15 protein-coding genes are annotated in these 17382 nt (G+C 60.2%); 7 read left to right on the forward strand and 8 right to left on the reverse strand.

Annotation, left to right across the window (positions count from 1 at the left end):
• Positions 1-100: 100 nt before the first annotated feature.
• Positions 101-1369, forward strand: a complete 1269-nt coding sequence (locus HY29_RS04065; protein ID WP_081811216.1) for a multidrug effflux MFS transporter — start codon at positions 101-103, stop codon at positions 1367-1369.
• Here the strand turns inward: HY29_RS04065 and rimK are convergent.
• Together rimK and HY29_RS04075 are read right to left on the reverse strand one after the other, a co-directional pair.
• Positions 1356-2783: a 30S ribosomal protein S6--L-glutamate ligase gene (rimK, locus tag HY29_RS04070; RefSeq protein ID WP_034792730.1), complete on the reverse strand. Its 1428-nt coding sequence runs from the start codon at positions 2781-2783 to the stop codon at positions 1356-1358. The genes HY29_RS04065 and rimK overlap by 14 nt on opposite strands.
• A gap of 80 nt (positions 2784-2863) precedes the next feature.
• Entirely contained in the window at positions 2864-4849 is a 1986-nt protein-coding gene (locus HY29_RS04075; protein WP_034792768.1) for a protein meaA, read from the reverse strand.
• Positions 4850-4976: 127 nt separating this feature from the next.
• Between HY29_RS04075 and HY29_RS04080 the strand changes: the two genes are divergently transcribed.
• On the forward strand, positions 4977-5504 hold the full coding sequence (locus HY29_RS04080; protein WP_155838200.1) for a hypothetical protein: 528 nt from the start codon (positions 4977-4979) through the stop codon (positions 5502-5504).
• 65 nt (positions 5505-5569) lie between these two features.
• A complete protein-coding gene (locus tag HY29_RS04085; RefSeq protein WP_034792775.1) occupies positions 5570-5872 on the forward strand; it encodes a SemiSWEET transporter in 303 nt (100 codons plus the stop codon).
• On the opposite strand, the gene HY29_RS04090 is transcribed toward HY29_RS04085, so the two are convergent.
• Positions 5818-6711 carry an aminotransferase class IV gene (locus HY29_RS04090; RefSeq protein ID WP_241765129.1) on the reverse strand — a complete coding sequence of 298 codons (894 nt, stop codon included), beginning with the start codon at positions 6709-6711 and terminating at the stop codon, positions 5818-5820. The genes HY29_RS04085 and HY29_RS04090 overlap by 55 nt on opposite strands.
• Before the next feature lie 153 nt (positions 6712-6864).
• Between HY29_RS04090 and ccrA the strand changes: the two genes are divergently transcribed.
• Together ccrA and HY29_RS04100 are read left to right on the forward strand one after the other, a co-directional pair.
• Positions 6865-8121: a crotonyl-CoA carboxylase/reductase gene (gene ccrA, locus HY29_RS04095; protein WP_034792777.1), complete on the forward strand. Its 1257-nt coding sequence runs from the start codon at positions 6865-6867 to the stop codon at positions 8119-8121.
• A gap of 13 nt (positions 8122-8134) precedes the next feature.
• On the forward strand, positions 8135-8488 hold the full coding sequence (locus HY29_RS04100; protein ID WP_034792779.1) for a nuclear transport factor 2 family protein: 354 nt from the start codon (positions 8135-8137) through the stop codon (positions 8486-8488).
• 27 nt (positions 8489-8515) lie between these two features.
• On the opposite strand, the gene HY29_RS04105 is transcribed toward HY29_RS04100, so the two are convergent.
• On the reverse strand, positions 8516-9247 hold the full coding sequence (locus HY29_RS04105) for a glycosyltransferase family 2 protein (RefSeq protein ID WP_051601123.1): 732 nt from the start codon (positions 9245-9247) through the stop codon (positions 8516-8518).
• A 166-nt stretch (positions 9248-9413) separates the two neighbouring features.
• Here HY29_RS04105 and HY29_RS19515 point away from each other — a divergent pair, with 166 nt between their 5' ends.
• Complete coding sequence (locus tag HY29_RS19515) at positions 9414-11471, forward strand: ArnT family glycosyltransferase (RefSeq protein ID WP_199285818.1); 2058 nt, start codon at positions 9414-9416, stop codon at positions 11469-11471.
• Between the two features lie 3 nt (positions 11472-11474).
• Here the strand turns inward: HY29_RS19515 and HY29_RS04120 are convergent, their stop codons facing one another.
• From HY29_RS04120 to HY29_RS04130, 3 genes are all read right to left on the reverse strand, one after another.
• Positions 11475-13715, reverse strand: coding sequence for a TonB-dependent receptor (locus HY29_RS04120; protein ID WP_034792798.1), 2241 nt, complete (start codon positions 13713-13715; stop codon positions 11475-11477).
• A gap of 104 nt (positions 13716-13819) precedes the next feature.
• Positions 13820-14392, reverse strand: a complete 573-nt coding sequence (locus HY29_RS04125; protein WP_051601118.1) for an ActR/PrrA/RegA family redox response regulator transcription factor — start codon at positions 14390-14392, stop codon at positions 13820-13822.
• Positions 14393-14440: 48 nt separating this feature from the next.
• On the reverse strand, positions 14441-15808 hold the full coding sequence (locus tag HY29_RS04130) for an ActS/PrrB/RegB family redox-sensitive histidine kinase (protein ID WP_034792801.1): 1368 nt from the start codon (positions 15806-15808) through the stop codon (positions 14441-14443).
• A 62-nt stretch (positions 15809-15870) separates the two neighbouring features.
• Between HY29_RS04130 and HY29_RS04135 the strand changes: the two genes are divergently transcribed.
• Positions 15871-16518, forward strand: a complete 648-nt coding sequence (locus HY29_RS04135) for an SCO family protein (RefSeq protein ID WP_034792893.1) — start codon at positions 15871-15873, stop codon at positions 16516-16518.
• A 3-nt stretch (positions 16519-16521) separates the two neighbouring features.
• Here HY29_RS04135 and HY29_RS04140 read toward each other — a convergent pair whose 3' ends face one another.
• Complete coding sequence (locus HY29_RS04140; protein ID WP_034792804.1) at positions 16522-17304, reverse strand: 3-hydroxybutyrate dehydrogenase; 783 nt, start codon at positions 17302-17304, stop codon at positions 16522-16524.
• Positions 17305-17382: the final 78 nt, after the last annotated feature.

Consider the following 17382-nt stretch of genomic DNA (forward strand, 5'->3'; position numbering starts at 1 on the left):
GCAAGGGCGGGGCTTTTTATGTGCGCAAGGCTGGTCATTTGATGGCGGGTGCCCCAGATAGGCTCCTCAGTTCGATTATAGAAGAGAGTCGTCAGGGCGCATGCCAGATACTGAGCCAGTTCCGATAGAGCCCGTTAAGATTGTCGGGGCCCATGGGCGCCCTGTACCCGGGCGTACGGAAATGGTGATCATGGTGGCCGGGCTGATGGCGCTCAATGCGCTGGCCATCGACATCATGCTTCCGGCCCTGAGCCAGATTGCAGAGTCCATTGGCTTGACCGGAACCTCTCCGGAAGATGCCAACCGTCAGCAGCTGATTGTCTTTTCCTATGTCCTCGGTTTTGGGGCGCCCCAACTGGTCTGGGGCCCGATCTCGGACCGGTTCGGTCGGCGCGGCCCGCTCTTTGTTGGCCTGATCGGCTATGTCCTGATGGCGTTGCTTTGCATTACCATACGGGAATTCCATGCCCTTCTGGCTGTGCGTTTCATGCAGGGCGTCTTTGCCTCCGGCGCACGCCTGGTGGCTGTTTCTGTTGTGCGTGATCTCTATGCTGGCCGCCGCATGGCAGGGTTCATGTCTCTGGTGATGACGATCTTTATGGTCGTGCCGATGATCGCGCCTGCCATGGGCCAGCTGATCCTGTTCGTTGCGCCCTGGGAGTGGATTTTTGCCGTGCTCGCCGTGTTCGGTTCGGCCTTGTTGGTTTGGACATGGCTGCGCCTGCCGGAAACCCTGGCGCCGGAGAACCGCAATCCCCTCAATCTGGGCGGCGCTGCGCGTAGCTATATGGCGGTGATCCGCAACCGCACGACCTTTGGGTATATGTGTGCGTCTGGCGTGATCTTCGGCGCGCTGTTTTCCTTCATCGGCTCTTCCGAGCAGGTCTTTCGGGATGTTTTCAAGCAGGAAGAAACCTTCGCCTTCTGGTTCGCCGGCGTCGCGAGCGCGCTGGCATGTGCCAATTTTTTCAACTCACGCATGGTGGAGAAGATTGGCATGCGCCGGATCAGCCATGTTGCGATGATCTTCTTCACGCTGATGTCTGTTTCACTGGCGCTCGTTACCTACTTGTTCGGCGAGAGCCTGCTGTGGTTCTTCCCCATGTTTGCGATGACGTTCGCCTGTTTTGGCCTGATGGGCGCGAACTTCTCAGCTTTGGCGATGGAGCCCCTAGGAAAGATCGCGGGTACCGCTTCGGCAGCCTATGGCTTTGCCACGACAACAGTCTCCAGCCTGATCGGCATCACGATTGGCCGCTTTTATAATGGCTCCACCCTGCCGCTGATCATTGGCTTTGCGTGTCTCGGCATCGTGTCCCTCATCATTGTCCTGGTGACGGAAAAGGGAAAGCTCTTCAGTTCGCGCTAAGCTGCCGGGCGCGCCGACGCGTTTTCGCGGCAGGTTCCCGCACGCGCGATAGTGGACGCACCTGACTTTCCAGATGAGAGATGATCAGTCCGGCAATATCCTTGCCTGTGGCCGTCTCGATGCCTTCCAGACCGGGTGAGGAGTTCACTTCCAGAACCTTCGGCCCGTCCTTGGTCTGCAACAGGTCCACACCTGCCACTCTCAGGCCCAGCACGCGGGCGGCTTCGCGCGCGGTATCGCGTTCTGCTTTGGTCAGTTTGACAGAAGAGGCCGTGCCGCCGCGGTGGAGGTTGGAGCGGAACTCGCCCTTTTGCGCCTGACGCTTCATGGAGCCGACAATCTTGTTGCCGACGACGAAAGCGCGCACATCGGCCCCGGCGGCTTCCTCGACGAATTCCTGCACGAGGAAGTTTGCCTCCAGCCCCCGGAACGCATCGACCAGGCTTTCTGCCGCCTTGCGGGTCTCGGCCAGCACAACGCCTTTGCCCTGCGTGGAAGAGAGCAGCTTCACGACAACCGGCGCGCCGCCCGCCAGCGAAATCAGGCCCTTGGTGTCCTTCGGGCTATGGGCAAAGGCCGTGATGGGCATTCCAATCTTGGCACGGGCCAGCATCTGGTGGGCCAGCAATTTGTCCCGTGAGCGGCCAATGGAGCCTGCTCCATTCAGGCAGAAGGCCCCCGTATTTGAGAATTGCCGCAGAACGGCCAGACCATAATCTGTAATCCCAGCGCCGATACGCGGGATGACCGCATCATAGCGGGGCAGGGCCTTGCCATCATAATGGACTTCCGGGTCCAGCGTGCCGATCTGCATGTAGCAGCGCGCCGTATCGATGGCCTCAATCACATGACCGCGCGCTTCAGCGGCTTCGATCAGGCGGCGGCTGGAATAATTGTTTGGCTCCCGCGTCAGCAGGGCAATGCGCAGGGGGCGTTTGACCGGTTTCTTCTTTGGCAGGCCGGCATAGGCCCCGAAACCCAGCTCCGGCTGCCTGAAGGAGGCGTTCGCGTCGACGATCATGTCTGGCTGGATCGCGCCGCGTCCGAACAGCATGCGATAGCTCATTGTCTCGCGATTGGTCAGCGTCAGCTGGATCGGCCAGCGCCGCTCGCCCATCTGTACATCGGTCTGGATCACATAGCGCAGCTCTGTATCGCCATTGGAGCTGGTGACTTCCCGCCGGTCGACGACAGGTGCAGAGCAGGTGATCTCCAGTCCCGGATCGGACGGGTCTGGCTGGATCAGGAAACGGACTTGCGGCGCATCAGGGGGGCCGAACGTCTCAATGACGCTGGCATGTAGCGCAGAGGTTCGCGCGCCGGTGTCCACCTTTGCCTTGATCGCGGGTAGCCCGAGATCCGGCAGTGACAGCCACTCTTCCCATCCGAGTTCAAACGGTTCTGCATGCGTCATGAGCCAAAGCCTTTTTGCCAGTTTGCGCCCGATAGAGGCGAACAGGTTAGCATTCAATCATGACAGCGCAGCAGAATGTGTCAGGCAGGCATCAGCCAGGCGTTTTCCGCGATCTTCACGACATCCCCCATGATCTCAGTGATCTTGAAGTCCTTGGGTGTGTAGACACGGGCAATGCCCATCTGTTTCAGCGCCATGGCATCTTCCGGCGGGATGATGCCGCCAATGATGACCGGAACATCACCGAGGCCCAGCTTGCGAAGCTCTGCCAGCGTCTCACGCGCGAGATCGAGGTGGCTGCCCGAGAGAACCGACAGGCCGACGACATGAGCCTTGGCTTCTTTGGCCTGTTCGGCAATCTCTGCCGGTGTGAAGCGGATGCCCTCATAGACGACATCCATGCCCACTTCGCGGCCGCGTGCAGCGATCTGCTCTGAGCCATTGGAGTGACCATCAAGGCCTGGCTTGCCGACGACATAGGTCAGGCGGCGTCCGAGTGCCTCGGAGACCCGGTCGACTTCCTTGCGGACGGCATCAATGTCTTCGCCGACATCACCGCGTGCAATCGTGGCGACGCCCGTCGGGGCACGATACTCACCGAACACTTCGCGCATCACAGTGCCCCATTCGCCGGTCGTGACTCCGGCTTTGGCGCAGGCGATGGAGGGCTCCATGATGTTGGTGCCTTCGCTGGCGGCCTGTCGCAGCCCATCAAGGGCCGCATCCACGGCCGCTTGGTCGCGCGATTTGCGCCATTCTTTCAGGCCCCGCACCTGGGCGGCCTCTTCGGCCGGGTCGACTGTCTGGATCGAGCCTTCGCCAGCGGCCAGCGGGCTGACCTCGGATTCGGTGTAGCGGTTTACGCCCACAACCGTCAGGTCACCGCTCTCGATCGCCTTGATGCGGTCGATATGCGCGCCGACAAGGCTTTCCTTCATATAGTCGATGGACTGTGTCGCGCCGCCGCGCGCATCAATGTCCGCCAGCGTCTTGCGGGCCAGCTGTTTCAATTCATCCGTCTTGGACTCGATGACATGGCTGCCATCGAAGATGTCTTCATATTCCAGGAGGTCTGTCTCATAGGCCAGGATCTGCTGCAGGCGAAGCGACCATTGCTGGTCCCAAGGCCGGGGCAGGCCGAGTGCTTCGTTCCAGGCAGGCAGCTGTAGCGCGCGGCAGCGAGCCTTCTTGGACAGGGTCACGGCCAGAGATTCGATCAGGATGCGATAGACATTGTTTTCCGGCTGAGGCTCGGTCAGGCCCAGCGAGTTCACCTGAACACCATAGCGGAACAGCAGCGCCTTGGGGCTGGTCACGCCATAGCGTTCGCGGCCGATCTCCTCCCAGAGTTCCACAAAAGCACGCATCTTGCAGAGTTCCGTAACGAAACGCACGCCTGCGTTCACGAAGAAGGAAATCCGCCCGAAGACAGTTTCAAAGTCTGATTCTGGAACTTGTCCGCCAGCTTTAACGGTATCCAGCACGGAAATCGCGGTCGCCAGGGCGTAGGCGAGTTCCTGTTCCGGTGTCGCGCCGGCTTCCTGCAAATGGTAGGAGCAGACATTCATCGGATTCCATTTGGGGACTTCCGTGTAGCACCAGCTCACCATGTCAGAGATCAGGCGCAGGCTCGGCTCCGGCGGGAAGACATAGGTGCCGCGGGAGAGGTATTCCTTCACGATGTCGTTCTGTGTTGTGCCGCGCAGCTTCTTGCGGTCATCGCCGCGTTCGTCAGCCAGGGCGACATACAGCGCCAGCATCCAGGCCGCCGGGGCGTTGATCGTCATGGAGGTGTTCATTTCCTCCAGCGGCAGGTCAGCCATCAGAGCGCGCATGTCGCCGAGATGTTTTACCGGCACGCCAACCTTACCGACTTCGCCGCGCGACAGCACATGATCGGCGTCATAGGCCGTCTGGGTTGGCAGATCGAAAGCGATCGACAGGCCGGTCTGGCCCTTTGCCAGATTGCCGCGATACAGCGCGTTCGATTTCTCGGCTGTGGAATGCCCGGCATAGGTGCGGAAAATCCAAGGCCGGTCTGGCTTGTGCTGATATGATTTATCCATGTCTGCCACGGAATTCTCCCCTTATTATGTTGCGGCGCAACATGCCGCGTGAGACGTAACAAGGCAAGCATTCCATGCTTGTTGTTGCCTGCACGAACAACCACATGACCTGAAACAGGAAATGAATTTGATACAGTCTTCTTCTCCCCTCAAGACCGTTCTGATCTTGCGGCTCGTTTCTTTGCTGGCCTTTCCAGCGGGCGTCATTCTGGCAGCCATACTGGAGCGCAGCGCGCTGATGGTCGGGGTGCTGGCCCTCGGCATGCTGGGTGTCAGCTGGGTGGAAAGACTGCGTCTCCTCCGCCTCGCGGGAAGTGATGACCGGCCTGATTTATCAGGACTTTTGCCCGGGCTTGCCTGGCGCATAGGCCTTCTTGCGGGCGTCTTCATTCTCAGTCTTGGTATCCTCGCCCTGTTCCGGGATGTGTCGCTGGCGCGCGGATTGGGCCTGACGGATCTGGTCCTGTTGCTTGCTGTGGCAGGTATTGCGCTGGTCGCAAATCGTGTCAGTGCGTCCATTGCCGGGCGCGAAATGGAGGGCGCTCTGGCGCAGGTGAATGCGGCGTTTGGTACCAGTGGTGCGAACGATAATTCCGGCCGCGGCCAGCCTGGAAACGGTGACATCATCGAAGGCGAAGTCATCGACCGCGATTGAATTGCCGGATTTTACCGCTACCACAAATCAGCTAGGTCTGATCCGAACTTCCGGAGATACAGGACATGTCTGAATTCATCGGCCTTGCGGCTGCGGCGCTGACAACATTATCTTTCCTGCCGCAGGCCCTGCTTGTGATCCGCACACGCCAAACCAATGGCATTTCGCTGATCATGTATATCATGTTCACGACCGGCGTCGCGGCGTGGCTAGTCTATGGCATCATGGAGCAATCCCTGCCGATGATCCTGGCCAATTCTGTCACCCTGTTACTGGCCATGGTCATTCTCGGCCTGAAGATCTGGCACTCGCTTCAGGCCAGAACCCAGGGCGCAACAGAGGCCACATCTGCGCCAATCGCTTCGTAATAGGCCTTCTGCACCTTGCGGGTGACGGGCCCTGGCTTGCCCGCGCCGACGGGTTGCCCCTCCATCATGATGACGGGCGCGATCATTGCTCCGGCAGACGTCGTGAACGCTTCGGTCGCGTTCAGGGCCTCGTCCGGGGTGAAGGCGCGCTCTTCTATTTCCAGTCCGGTCTTGTCGATCAGGCGCAGCACGCCCGAGCGGGTAATGCCGGGCAGGATATCTGTGGAAAGATTACGCGTGATCAGGCGCCCACTGTCATTGACGATCCAGGCATTGGCTGAGGCGGCTTCAGTGACATGGCCGTCCTGCACCAGAAAGGCTGTGTCTGCGCCGGCCTGCTTGGCTGCGCGATAGGCGAGGGCCTGCGACAGCAATTGGACGGTTTTCATGTCGCGGCGAGCCCAGCGTGTATCGTGCATGAAGATCGCGGCGATGCCGTGTTCCGCGGCCTGGCCGATCAGCGGCTTGGCATCCGCATAGAGGAACACGGTCGGCTCGAATGTTTCCGGCCCGGCAAAGTCGCGGGCTTCATAGGCGCCGCCGGTGACCTGCAAGTAGACAAGCCCCTCGCGGATACCATTTGCGTCGATCAGTTCCTGATGGATGCGGGCCCACTCTGCATCGCTGTGCGGATTGGGCAGGGCGATGCCTTCCAGAGTGCGCGCCAGTCGCAGTAAATGGCCGTCCAGATCAATGAATTTGCCATTGTAAACAGCGGTCACTTCATAGGCGGCGTGGGCGAACAGAAAGCCTCTGTCGAGCGGAGATATATGGGCCTCGGAAAACGGCACGAGCCGGCCGTTTAGATGCACCTGGTCGCCTATTGGCATATTTGCCATGCCTCCCTGTAAAGAATTGTGCAGCGCAACAAACATCTTGCAAGCTTACAACCAAGCGGCCAAGGTGGCGCGAGCCGAGAAATTTGTGAAGCCACTCCGATAAGTGCGCTCACAGCAATTTGGCAAATACAATTGGAGGAGGGCACCCCCACTATGGCGAGGGAAGTTAAGGATATTTATGAGGTAGGTGAGATTCCACCGGAGTTTCACGTACCCAAATTCATGCATGCCTGGGCAATTCGCCGCGAGCGGCATGGCCGCCCGTCAACGGCGATGCAGATGGAGCAGGTTCCGGTTCCGGAGATCGATTCCGACGAAGTGCTGGTGCTCGTGATGGCGGCAGGCGTGAACTATAACGGCATCTGGGCTGCCTTGGGCGAGCCTGTGTCGGTCTTCGATGTTCACAAACAGGATTTCCACGTTGCCGGGTCTGACGCTGCAGGCATTGTCTGGGCCGTTGGCCGCAAGGTGACCCGCGTGAAGCCGGGCGATGAAGTGGTCATCCACTGTAATCAGGATGATGGCGACGACGAGGAATGCAATGGCGGCGATCCGATGTTCTCGCCCAGCCAGCGCATTTGGGGTTATGAGACGCCTGACGGCTCCTTCGCGCAGTTCTGCCGAGTTCAGGCTCGCCAGTGCATGCCGCGCCCGAAACACCTGACCTGGGAAGAAAGCGCCTGCTACACGCTGACGCTCGCCACCGCCTACCGCATGCTGTTCGGCCACCGCCCACACATCGTGAAGCCTGCTGACAATGTACTCGTTTGGGGCGCCTCCGGCGGCCTCGGCAGTTTCGGTGTCCAGCTGTGCGCAGTCACCGGCGCGAACGCGATTGGTGTCGTCTCAAGCGACGACAAGAAGGATCACGTGCTCAGCCTTGGCGCCAAAGGCGTGCTGAATCGCAAGGATTTCAATTGCTGGGGCCAGCTGCCCACGGTGAATGGTCCGGAATTCAAGGATTACATGCGCGAGAGCCGTAAATTCGGCAAAGCCATCTGGGAAGTCACCGGCAACAAGGATGTCGACATCGTGTTCGAACACCCCGGCGAGTCGACCTTCCCGGTGTCTGTCTTTGTCGTGAAGCGTGGTGGCATGGTGGTCATCTGTGCTGGCACGACCGGCTTCAACCTGACTATGGATGCGCGCTTCCTGTGGATGCGCCAGAAACGCGTTCAGGGCAGCCACTTCGCAAACCTGAAACAGGCCTCTGCGGCGAACGATCTGGTGATCAACCGCCGGATTGATCCGGGCATGTCGGAAGTCTTCCCGTGGGCAGACATTCCGGCCGCGCACGACAAGATGCTGGATAACAAGCACTTGCCGGGCAACATGGCCGTGTTGGTCACGTCGCCAAAGCCGGGCTTGCGCACGGTGGAAGACGTTCTGGCCCTTAGCGGTCAGGGCTGACAGGTCCGTAGCCATGGCGCGTCCGGACCCTGAAAGCTTCGCCCGAGACTGGGTGGCGGCGTGGAATGATCACGATCTCGATGCGGTGCTGTCGCACTATGCAGACGGGATCGTGTTCCACTCACCGCGTATTGCGCAAGTCATGGAGACTGGCGCGGACAGCATCACGGGCAAGCCAGACCTGCGGAAATATTGGGAGAAGGCCCTCGCCATGGCGAGTGGCCTGTTCTTTGAGCTGGATGATGTACTGACCGGATCGGATGCCATCACCGTGCTCTACACAAACCATCGCGGCCAGAAGGCTGCCGAGACCTTTGTGTTTGATGAGGATGGCGAAATCTCCATCGCCATTGCAGCCTATCGCTGAAGCCGCCCCCTAAGCCGGGCAGGGGGGCTAGATCTCGTCTGCCCCACCCGGATTGCGCCGGCGGCGGATCAGCCAGGTCACACCGCGCAGATCCGAGAACGCATCGTTCAGGCGTCCGAAATTGGTGTAGTTGGACGTGCCGGTGCCGCGCTCGCGGTGGTTCACGTCCCGATATTCCACATCAAAGCCCTCGGCCCGCATCAGCGCCGGCATGTAGCGGTGCATGTGATCGAAATAGGGCAGCTGGAGATAGGCCTCGCGCTTGATCGCTTTGATGCCGCAGCCGGAATCGTCACAATCATCGTTCAGCATGCGCTTGCGGATATTGTTGGCAAAGCGGCTGCCAAAGCGCTTCCAGGCCGTGTCCTTGCGCTTGGCACGGCGGCCCATCACCATTTTCAGACTGTCGGGCGCATCGGCGCGGGTCAGCTGGCGGTAAAGGTCTGGCAGGTCCGCCGGATCATTCTGTCCATCCCCGTCCAGCGTGCCGATCACGGGCGCACGGGCTGCCAGGATACCAGAGCGGATCGCGCGGCTCTGACCAGCATTCTTGCGGTGGCCCAGAACGCGCAGCATGGGGAATTTCCCTTTCAGCTCAGCGAGTTTTGCGCGCGTATCATCCGTTGAGGCATCGTCCACGAACACCATCTCGAACGCCCGGCCATCCAGCGCTCTGGCGATCTCGGTGATCAGGGTTTCGACATTGCCGGCCTCATTATGGACTGGGACAACGACGGAAAATTCAAGTGACTGGGCCACGGGCGGCACCTTTCAGACTGTATGCCCCTGATGTCAGGGGGCTTGTTTTGCACGCTCATACAAAGGGTCGGCTCTCAAGGCGAGACCCGGCACACATTTCCGGCTGCGATGCAAATTACGGGCAAAATTGCAAGACGAATGCGCCCGAACACGGTAAATGGCTGCCATGACTTTGCTAGACCGACTTTCCACTGGCTGGAAGCCATGGGTGATCCTGTTCGTGCTGACCTTTGGCGCCGCCGCGCCGGGCGTGTTCAACCTGCCTGCGCTGGACCGGGATGAGAGCCGTTTCGCCCAGGCCTCCAAAGAGATGCTGGAAGAGCATGACTATATCCGCATCCAGTATCAGGATGAGTTGAGAAACAAGAAGCCGGCCGGCATTCACTGGCTGCAGGCGGGGGCAACCGCTGTCCTCACCGGGCCGGAAGCCAAGCAGATCTGGACTTATCGTGTCCCCAGCTGGCTGGGCGCGGCCTTTGCGACACTCGCCTGTTTCTGGGCCGGGCTGCCTTTGATCGGCAGGCGGGCGAGCTTCATTGGCGCCGCGACCTTTGGGGCGACCCTGCTGCTGACCTCCGAAGCGCACATCTCCAAGACCGATGGCGTTCTGGTTTTCCTGACCACACTCAGTATTGGCGCGCTTGCGCGGCTCTACATGAACAAGGATCAGTCCAAGAAGATGGCGCTGTTGTTCTGGTTCTGCATGGGAGCCAGTTTCCTGATCAAGGGGCCGGTGACGCCCATGGTCGCTGCCTATGCCGGGATCGGCGCCTGGGTTTGGACCAAGGCGGCAGACGGGAAGGGCGGCGACTGGTGGCGCGTCCTGCTCTGGTGGCCGGGGCCTGCGATCTTTGTGGCGATGGTGCTGCCATGGTTCCTCTGGATTCAGGCGGCGACCGATGGCCAGTATATCAAGGGCGCTGTTGGCAAGGATCTCAAAGACAAGTTCACCGGAGCCTCTGAGGGCCATGGCGGCTGGCCATTCTACCATCTGACGCATTTGCCGATCTGGTATTTCCCGGCCAGCCTGTTCCTGGTGCCCGGCTTTGTGGCCGCCTGGAAAACGCTGAAGCCCGGCGGTGCGGCTGGCTGGAAATGGATGCAGCACATCTTCTTGATCTGTGTTGCGCTTTTCGCGGGCCTGCTCGCGCTCAGCTATCTTTTGCCGCTTCTGCCGCGTCCTTCGGGCACCGGAATGGTTGCACAAGCGGTCAATACGGTTGCCACTCTGAAGCCGCTGCCGGTCTGGCCCGCTTTACTGCTGGTCACGGTCGGATGGCTGGCGGGTCAGCCGAAATGGCAGGACCGCTGGCCGATTGGAGAGGGGGTCGCGACCGACGAGATGCGCGGTTTGCGTTTGATCGTCGCCTGGGCAATTCTCACCTATGCCTTCTTCGAGCTGATGCCGACCCTGCTCAGCCACTATATCCTGCCTGCTTACCCCGCCTTTGGGTTGCTTGGCGGCTATGCGGCGACCAAGCTGATCGATGGTGCGAAATGGCCCGTGACCCGCTGGGTCTCGATTGCTCTGTTCAGTCTGGGCGCGATTCTTCTGCTGGCGGCATCCTTTCCGGGCGTAACGACCTATCTCATGGCCGAGACAGCAGGGGACTTCACCACGGCGTCAGCCGATGAAGTGCTTGCCTCCTGGACGCAGTATCGGGAGTTCCCACTCTGGCTCTGGTGGTCCGGCTTTTTCCTCTGCGGTGTGGCCATTATCGAATTCTCCCGACGTCATGAATGCAATGCGGCGCTGTTTTCCATTCTGGCCAGCGTTCTGATCGGTTGGCATGTGCGCATCTATATGCTGCCCAGTCAGGTCTGGGTGCAGCCGACAGAAACCGCACGTCTGGCGCTGGAAGATGTCTGCGGCGTGCCGGGAGAAGAGTGTAAATGGCAGGCGCCTGAGCGCATCCTGGCGCTCGGCTATGCGGAACCCTCCTATGTGCTGACCCTTGGCACACAGAATTTGCATCCGCCGGAAACACCGCTGGACTTGCCGTCTGACACGTCCGCCTATCCGGTCGTCTATCTGATCAATTTCGAGGATCGCAAGGCAGAGCCTCCGATTACGGAAGAAGTCGCGCATCTACGCAAGCAGGCCGAGCAAATGAATCTGTGCGTGACGGAGACCGAGTCCTATTACGCGCTGAATTACTCAAATGGAGACCCGGTGAATTTCCGGGCCTACCGATTTGATCGTGGCGGCTGTCCGGAAGGCTAGGCCCTAGAAATCATAGCCGATCCGCACGCCATAGGTGCGCGGGTCGGAGCGGAACGTGTTGTAGCCGATAAAGCCATAGCCGGAGACGGCATAGTCTTCATCAGTCAGGTTTCGCCCCCATACGGTCAGCGTCATGCCGGTCTCGACAAAGCGGAAGCCTGCTTCCGCCTGCAGTGTCGTGAAGCCCTCTTGCATGCGCGTATCCAGACCTTCCGGGTCAAGATAATAGTCGCCGCGATATTTCAGATGCGCCGACAGCGTGCCTTCGACGCCTTGCGACACTGCGTAGGCATAGCGCCCACCGAGCGTGGCGGAGACATCCGGCGCAAAGGGCAGCGGATTGCCGTCAAAGGTCGCGGCATTTCCGCCAGTGTCAGAGGACTGGTCAATTTCCGTCTCCAGAAGGGTCAGGCCGGCTTCCAGCATGAATGCTTCTGTGGTCTGCCAGGTCAGATCGGCCTCCAGCCCGTAAGAGGTCGCCGCATCAAGATTGGACAGCGAGTTGGAGGTAATGCTGCCACCATCTGGCAATTGAAAGTCGACAAAGATACGCGCCTGCGGGTCGTCATAGTCCTGATAGAAGGCGGCAATACTATAGGCCAGATTTGCGCTTGGCTGGCCCTTATAGCCTATCTCATAGGCAGTGACGGTTTCGGCATCAAACAGTCCGTCATCGGCGAAATGGGTTGCATTGTTCTGCACTTCGCCATTGAAGCCACCAGACTTGTAGCTGTTGGCGATGGAGGCATAGGCCGTGCCTCCCGTCATTTTATAGGACAGTGCCAGATTGCCTGTCAGTTGGGTGTCATCAATCTTGTTGTTGCCCGCTGCCAGGCCCAGTCCATTGACATTGTTATAGCCAATCGTGCCGTCATCAAAAATGTGCCGTCCACTGCCAATGCCCTCAATCTTTTCATGCGTTAGACGCGCGCCCAGCGTGGCGGTCAGGCGGTCTGACAGATCAAATTCATTATAGGTGAACGCCGCAAGGCTCGTGCGTTCCTGGCGAATGTCCGTCACCAGCGTCATGGCTGTGCCGTCAGAGACGGGATCAGGGCCCGCGCGGCTGCCCGCGCCCACATAGGCGCAGCTGCCGATCAGCGTATTTGGGTCCAGCTCCCCGCACCAGATCGTGTAAGTCTGGCTGAAATCTTCCTGAGAGGCATGAATGCCAAACAGGGTGCTGCCTTTATCCCAATCGGTCTTCAGGCGCACTTCCTGCGAATACTGACGGAAATCCCGGATATAGGAGAGGTTCGCGCTCAGCGTCGGATCTCCATAGAGGGCGGCCGCGCCATCAAAGTCGAACCCGTAATCCTGATTATAGCCTTCAAAGGATGTCAGGGATGTCAGCGTCCAGCGTCCCAGCGCGCGCTCATACTCGGCAGAGATGCCGTAGAACTCATTGTCCGTATCCTGCAGGCCATCCCCGGAAGAAGAGATCTCATGATCGCTCAGGTTCAGCGTATCATTACGCGGGGTCGCGTTGACGCCATTGTCTTCTTCGTAATGCGTGCGGATCAGCAGGCTGCCACCCAGCGCGCGGTCCCAGTTCAGGCCCAGGCGCAGGCCGAACTCGTCGCGCACACCGCCAGCATCTTCCGGCCCGTCGACATTGTCCAGCACAGCGTCCCGGCTCAGATACCGCCCGGCCAGGCGATAGCTGAAGCCATTGTCAAAGCTGTTGCCATAGGCGCCGTCGAGATCGACGCGATTGAAATTACCATAGCCCGCGCGCACATAGCGGCGTTGGTTTTCTCCGGGGCGCACGGAAATGAAATTGATCGCGCCACCCGAGGCATTGCGGCCATAGAGCGTGCCTTGCGGGCCTTTCAGCACTTCGATCCGTTCCAGATCGTACAGCATCATGCCAGTTTGCACATTGGTCGCCAGATAGACGCCATCGGAATAGACGGAGGCCGCTGTCGGCGTCAGCGCCTGATGGTCCACCGCACCAATGCCGCGGATCTGGAAGGCCACTTGCGTGCCATTGGCCACGGCCGCTTCCACACCGGTCAGCAGGTCGGTTACATCCTCTGCGCCGACATAGGCATCTGTCAGCGATAGGTCGCCCGCGCTGATGACGCTGACAGACATGGGAATGTCGCTCAGCGGCGTCTCGCTGGCGGTCGCCGTGGTGACGACCGGGTCCAGCCGGGTCAGGGCGTCTTCAGTCTGTGCGAAAGCCGGCACGCCGATGGTGGCCAGGATCAGCGGTGTGGTGAGGCAGTGGAAAGTTTTCATCCGCCGCGCTTACCAGTCTCTGAGAATCGCTTGCAACGCTTTATCGATGCATGGAAGCCATGCGTCAGAGGTGAGGTCCTGCGGAGGTGGCCGCCTTGCCGGGCCTATCTTGGCGCGCGCTTGGCCAGAATACGCTGCAATGTGCGGCGGTGCATGTTCAGGCGGCGGGCCGTTTCAGACACATTGTGATTACACAGCTCATACACGCGCTGAATGTGTTCCCAGCGGACCCGGTCAGCCGACATCGGGTTTTCCGGCGGCGCAGGCTTTTCATCCGTAGAGGCGACCAGCGCGCGGATGATGTCTTCCACATCTGCAGGCTTGGACAGGTAATCCACGGCGCCAGCCTTCACGGCGGCCACAGCCGTTGCGATTGCGCCATAGCCAGTCAGGATCACAGCGCGGGCATCCGAGCGGTGCTTGTGCAGCACTTCCACCACATCCAGGCCGCTGCCATCTTCCAGGCGCAGGTCCAGCACCGCAAAGGCGGGCGGATTCATGCGGGCAATATCCTTGCCCTCGCTGACGCTGGAGACAGCGGAAACCACAAAGCCTCTCTGCGCCAGTGCGCGTGCAAGCCTTTGCACGAACGGGCCGTCATCATCCATGACAAGGCACGAGCGATCCTCAATATCCTTGAGACTCTCATGCAGGTTTACATTTACTGGCCGTTCCATCGCCAAAACCCCTGAACTAATCCCGAACATATAGGCCTGTTGCACCTACTATTCCAAGTGAGGGACCTGCAAAAGGCGCAGAGGCCAGAGAGTCTGGACGACAGCGCCCTTCTTAGGGGGCGTTCTGTTACGGGTTGCAATACGCCCGCCCGTCCGTTCGATCAGCGTTTTTGCAATGAAGAAGCCGAGCCCCATATCGCCGCCACCCAGATGGGCTTCGCCGCGTTGCGAGACATAGGGTTCCCCCAGTTTTGGCAGCACTTCGGCGGCAAAACCGGGGCCATCGTCGCTGATCGTGACCGTCATCTGCTCTTCGGTCCAGGTCGCGACGACATTTACCCGCGTATCGGCAAAGCTGACGGCGTTTTCGATAAAGGCGCCGAGGGCATGCAGAATTTCCGGGCTGCGCTTCAGCACAGGCGGCTTGGCGCTGCCGCCTTCGCCGGGTTCGGCCCTCACGCTCAAATCCACGCCGAGGCCCTTGAACGGCGCGGCCGCCTCCGTCACCAGCGCGTCCAGGGGGATCTGCGCATGGACAATGTCCGTCGCCTCGCGCGCTTCGCGGATCGTGGCGAGGATATTGCGACAGCGGTCTGCCTGTTCGGCAATCAGGGTAATGTCTTCTGCGCGCGGGTCATCTTGATCGAGTTCAGCCTGCAATTCCTTGGCAACCAGGTGGATCGTGGCCAGCGGTGTGCCAAGTTCATGCGTTGTCATCGCAGACATTGCGCCAAGCGCAGACAGCCGCTGTTCGCGTGCCATCACCACGCTCGCAGCGTCCAGCGCCCGCACAAGGCGCGCCTCATCCTGGCTGACCCGAGCGGCAGACAGCGAGAAAAAGACCACACCCACGGCCAGCGCCGAGAACTGGCCCAGCTGGAACAGGGGCGGCAGGGAGATCGCATTCGCGACGCCCCAGGGCAGGGGCATATGCAACACCGGCATCAACGCAGCCAGTAGCAGCGCCAGCAACGCCACCAGGGTTGCCCGGAAGGGGCTGAGGCTGAGCGCCGCCACCGTAACAGGCGCCACCAGCAGCAACAGGAACGGGTTCGACAGCCCCCCCGTTGCCGCAATGAGCGCGGCCAGCTGCATCGTGTCGAAGAAGAGTTGCAGTGTCGCCTCCCATCCGCGCGTCAGGCGCTGGCTCTGAAAGGCAAAGGACAGGAAGACGTTCAGCCAGGCGGAGGCAGCGATGATCGCCAGGCACAGCGCCAGCGGAAGCGTGAAGCCAAGCCCAAAGGCCACGAACAGCACTGCTGCCGTCTGACCCGCCACCGCCAGCCAGCGCAGCGTGATGAAGGTGCGCAGGCGCGTGCGGCCCAGCGCAGACTGGGCAGATCCCAGCCCTTCCGGGGGCAGGGTGAAGATCGCATCATCAAGATCGAACTGGGCTTCGCGGGACAAATCATCCATCTGCGCCTTATGCGTCAGCGTGACGCTTGCGCCAAGCGCCCGTTGCGTTCCATATCGCTGCCATGACCAGACATATTCCAGCGCTGCTTGGCGCCTCCGCCCTTATCGCCGTTCTTTCGGCTTGCAGCCCGTCTCCCGACGCGGCGAATGGAGAGGCGACAACCGACGTCGCTGTCTCCAGCGGCGAGACGGCGGACTGCCTCAGCCGGGCCTATCCGGAGATCGGCGGGCCAATCTCTCTGACGGATGACACCGGCAAGGCCGTCACGCAGGATGATTACAAAGGCGAGTTCTCGCTCGTCTATTTCGGCTTCACCTATTGCCCGGATGTCTGCCCGATGACCCTGGTGAATGTGGAGCGCGCCTATGAGCAGCTGCCGGACGGTGTAGAGCCGCCGCAGACCCTGCTGATTTCGGTAGATCCCGAACGGGATACGCCGGAGGTGCTGGCGTCCTATGTGAAGGCGCCGCGTTTTCCGAAAAACCTTGTCGGCCTGACGGGTACACCGGAACAGATTCGTAAGGCCGCAGATGAATTTGTGGCGGACTATTCCCGTGTGGAACAGCCAGAGAGCGCCTCAGAATACACGATGGACCATACGTCCCTGTTGTATCTGATGGACAAGGACTGGCAGCTGAAAACCTTCTTCACCCATGAGGACACGCCGGAAACCATCGCGGCGTGCCTCGGAAAAGTGCTGCAGGACTAGGCGCTATTGCGCGACCCAGCCGCCATCAATGGACAGGTCCGCGCCATTGATCTGATCTGCGTCGGGTGAGCAGAGGAAGGCTGCAAAGCCGGCAATCTGTTCCACCGTGACGAATTCCTTGGTCGGCTGGGCGTCCAGGATAACGTCCTTCACCACCTGATCGCGGGTCATCCCCCGTGCCTTGGCGGTATCGTCGATCTGGCCGTCAACCAGCGGTGTGTGGACGTACCCGGGGCAGATAAGGTTACAGCGCACGCCATGCTCTGCGCCTTCAAGCGCCGTCACCTTGGTCAGGCCAGCGAGGCCATGCTTCGCCGTGACATAGGCGGATTTGAAAGGGGAGGCGACCTTGGCATGGGCGCTGCCGGTATTGATGATCCGGCCCCAGCCCTTTTCCTTCATCGGCCCGATGGCCATGCGGATCGTGTGGAACGCCGCGCTGAGGTTCAGCGCGATGATCAGGTCCCATTTGGAAACCGGAAAGTCTTCCAGCGGCGCAACATGCTGTACGCCGGCATTGTTGACCAGAATGTCCGCTCCGCCGAAATCGCGCATGACATAGCCCATCATGCCTTCAATCGCGTCCGGGTCGGTCAGGTCTGCATTTGCATAGCCGACCTTCACGCCGTGCTCTTTTTCCATGCTGGCGCGCTGGGCCTCGATGGCGTCCTGGTCGCCGAAGCCGTTCAGAACGACATCACATCCCTCTCGCGCGAGACGCTCGGCGATCGCTTTTCCGATCCCGCTTGTTGATCCGGTAACGAGTGCGGTTTTACCTTTAAGCATGAGATGTCTCCTTGAGGCTGCGCCAAGCTATGGCTAGGGATGTGTCAGGCTCAAATGGGGCTGACATGTCGTACAGGA

It is taken from the genome of Hyphomonas beringensis, assembly GCF_000682755.1.
Classification (GTDB): Bacteria; Pseudomonadota; Alphaproteobacteria; order Caulobacterales; family Hyphomonadaceae; genus Hyphomonas; species Hyphomonas beringensis.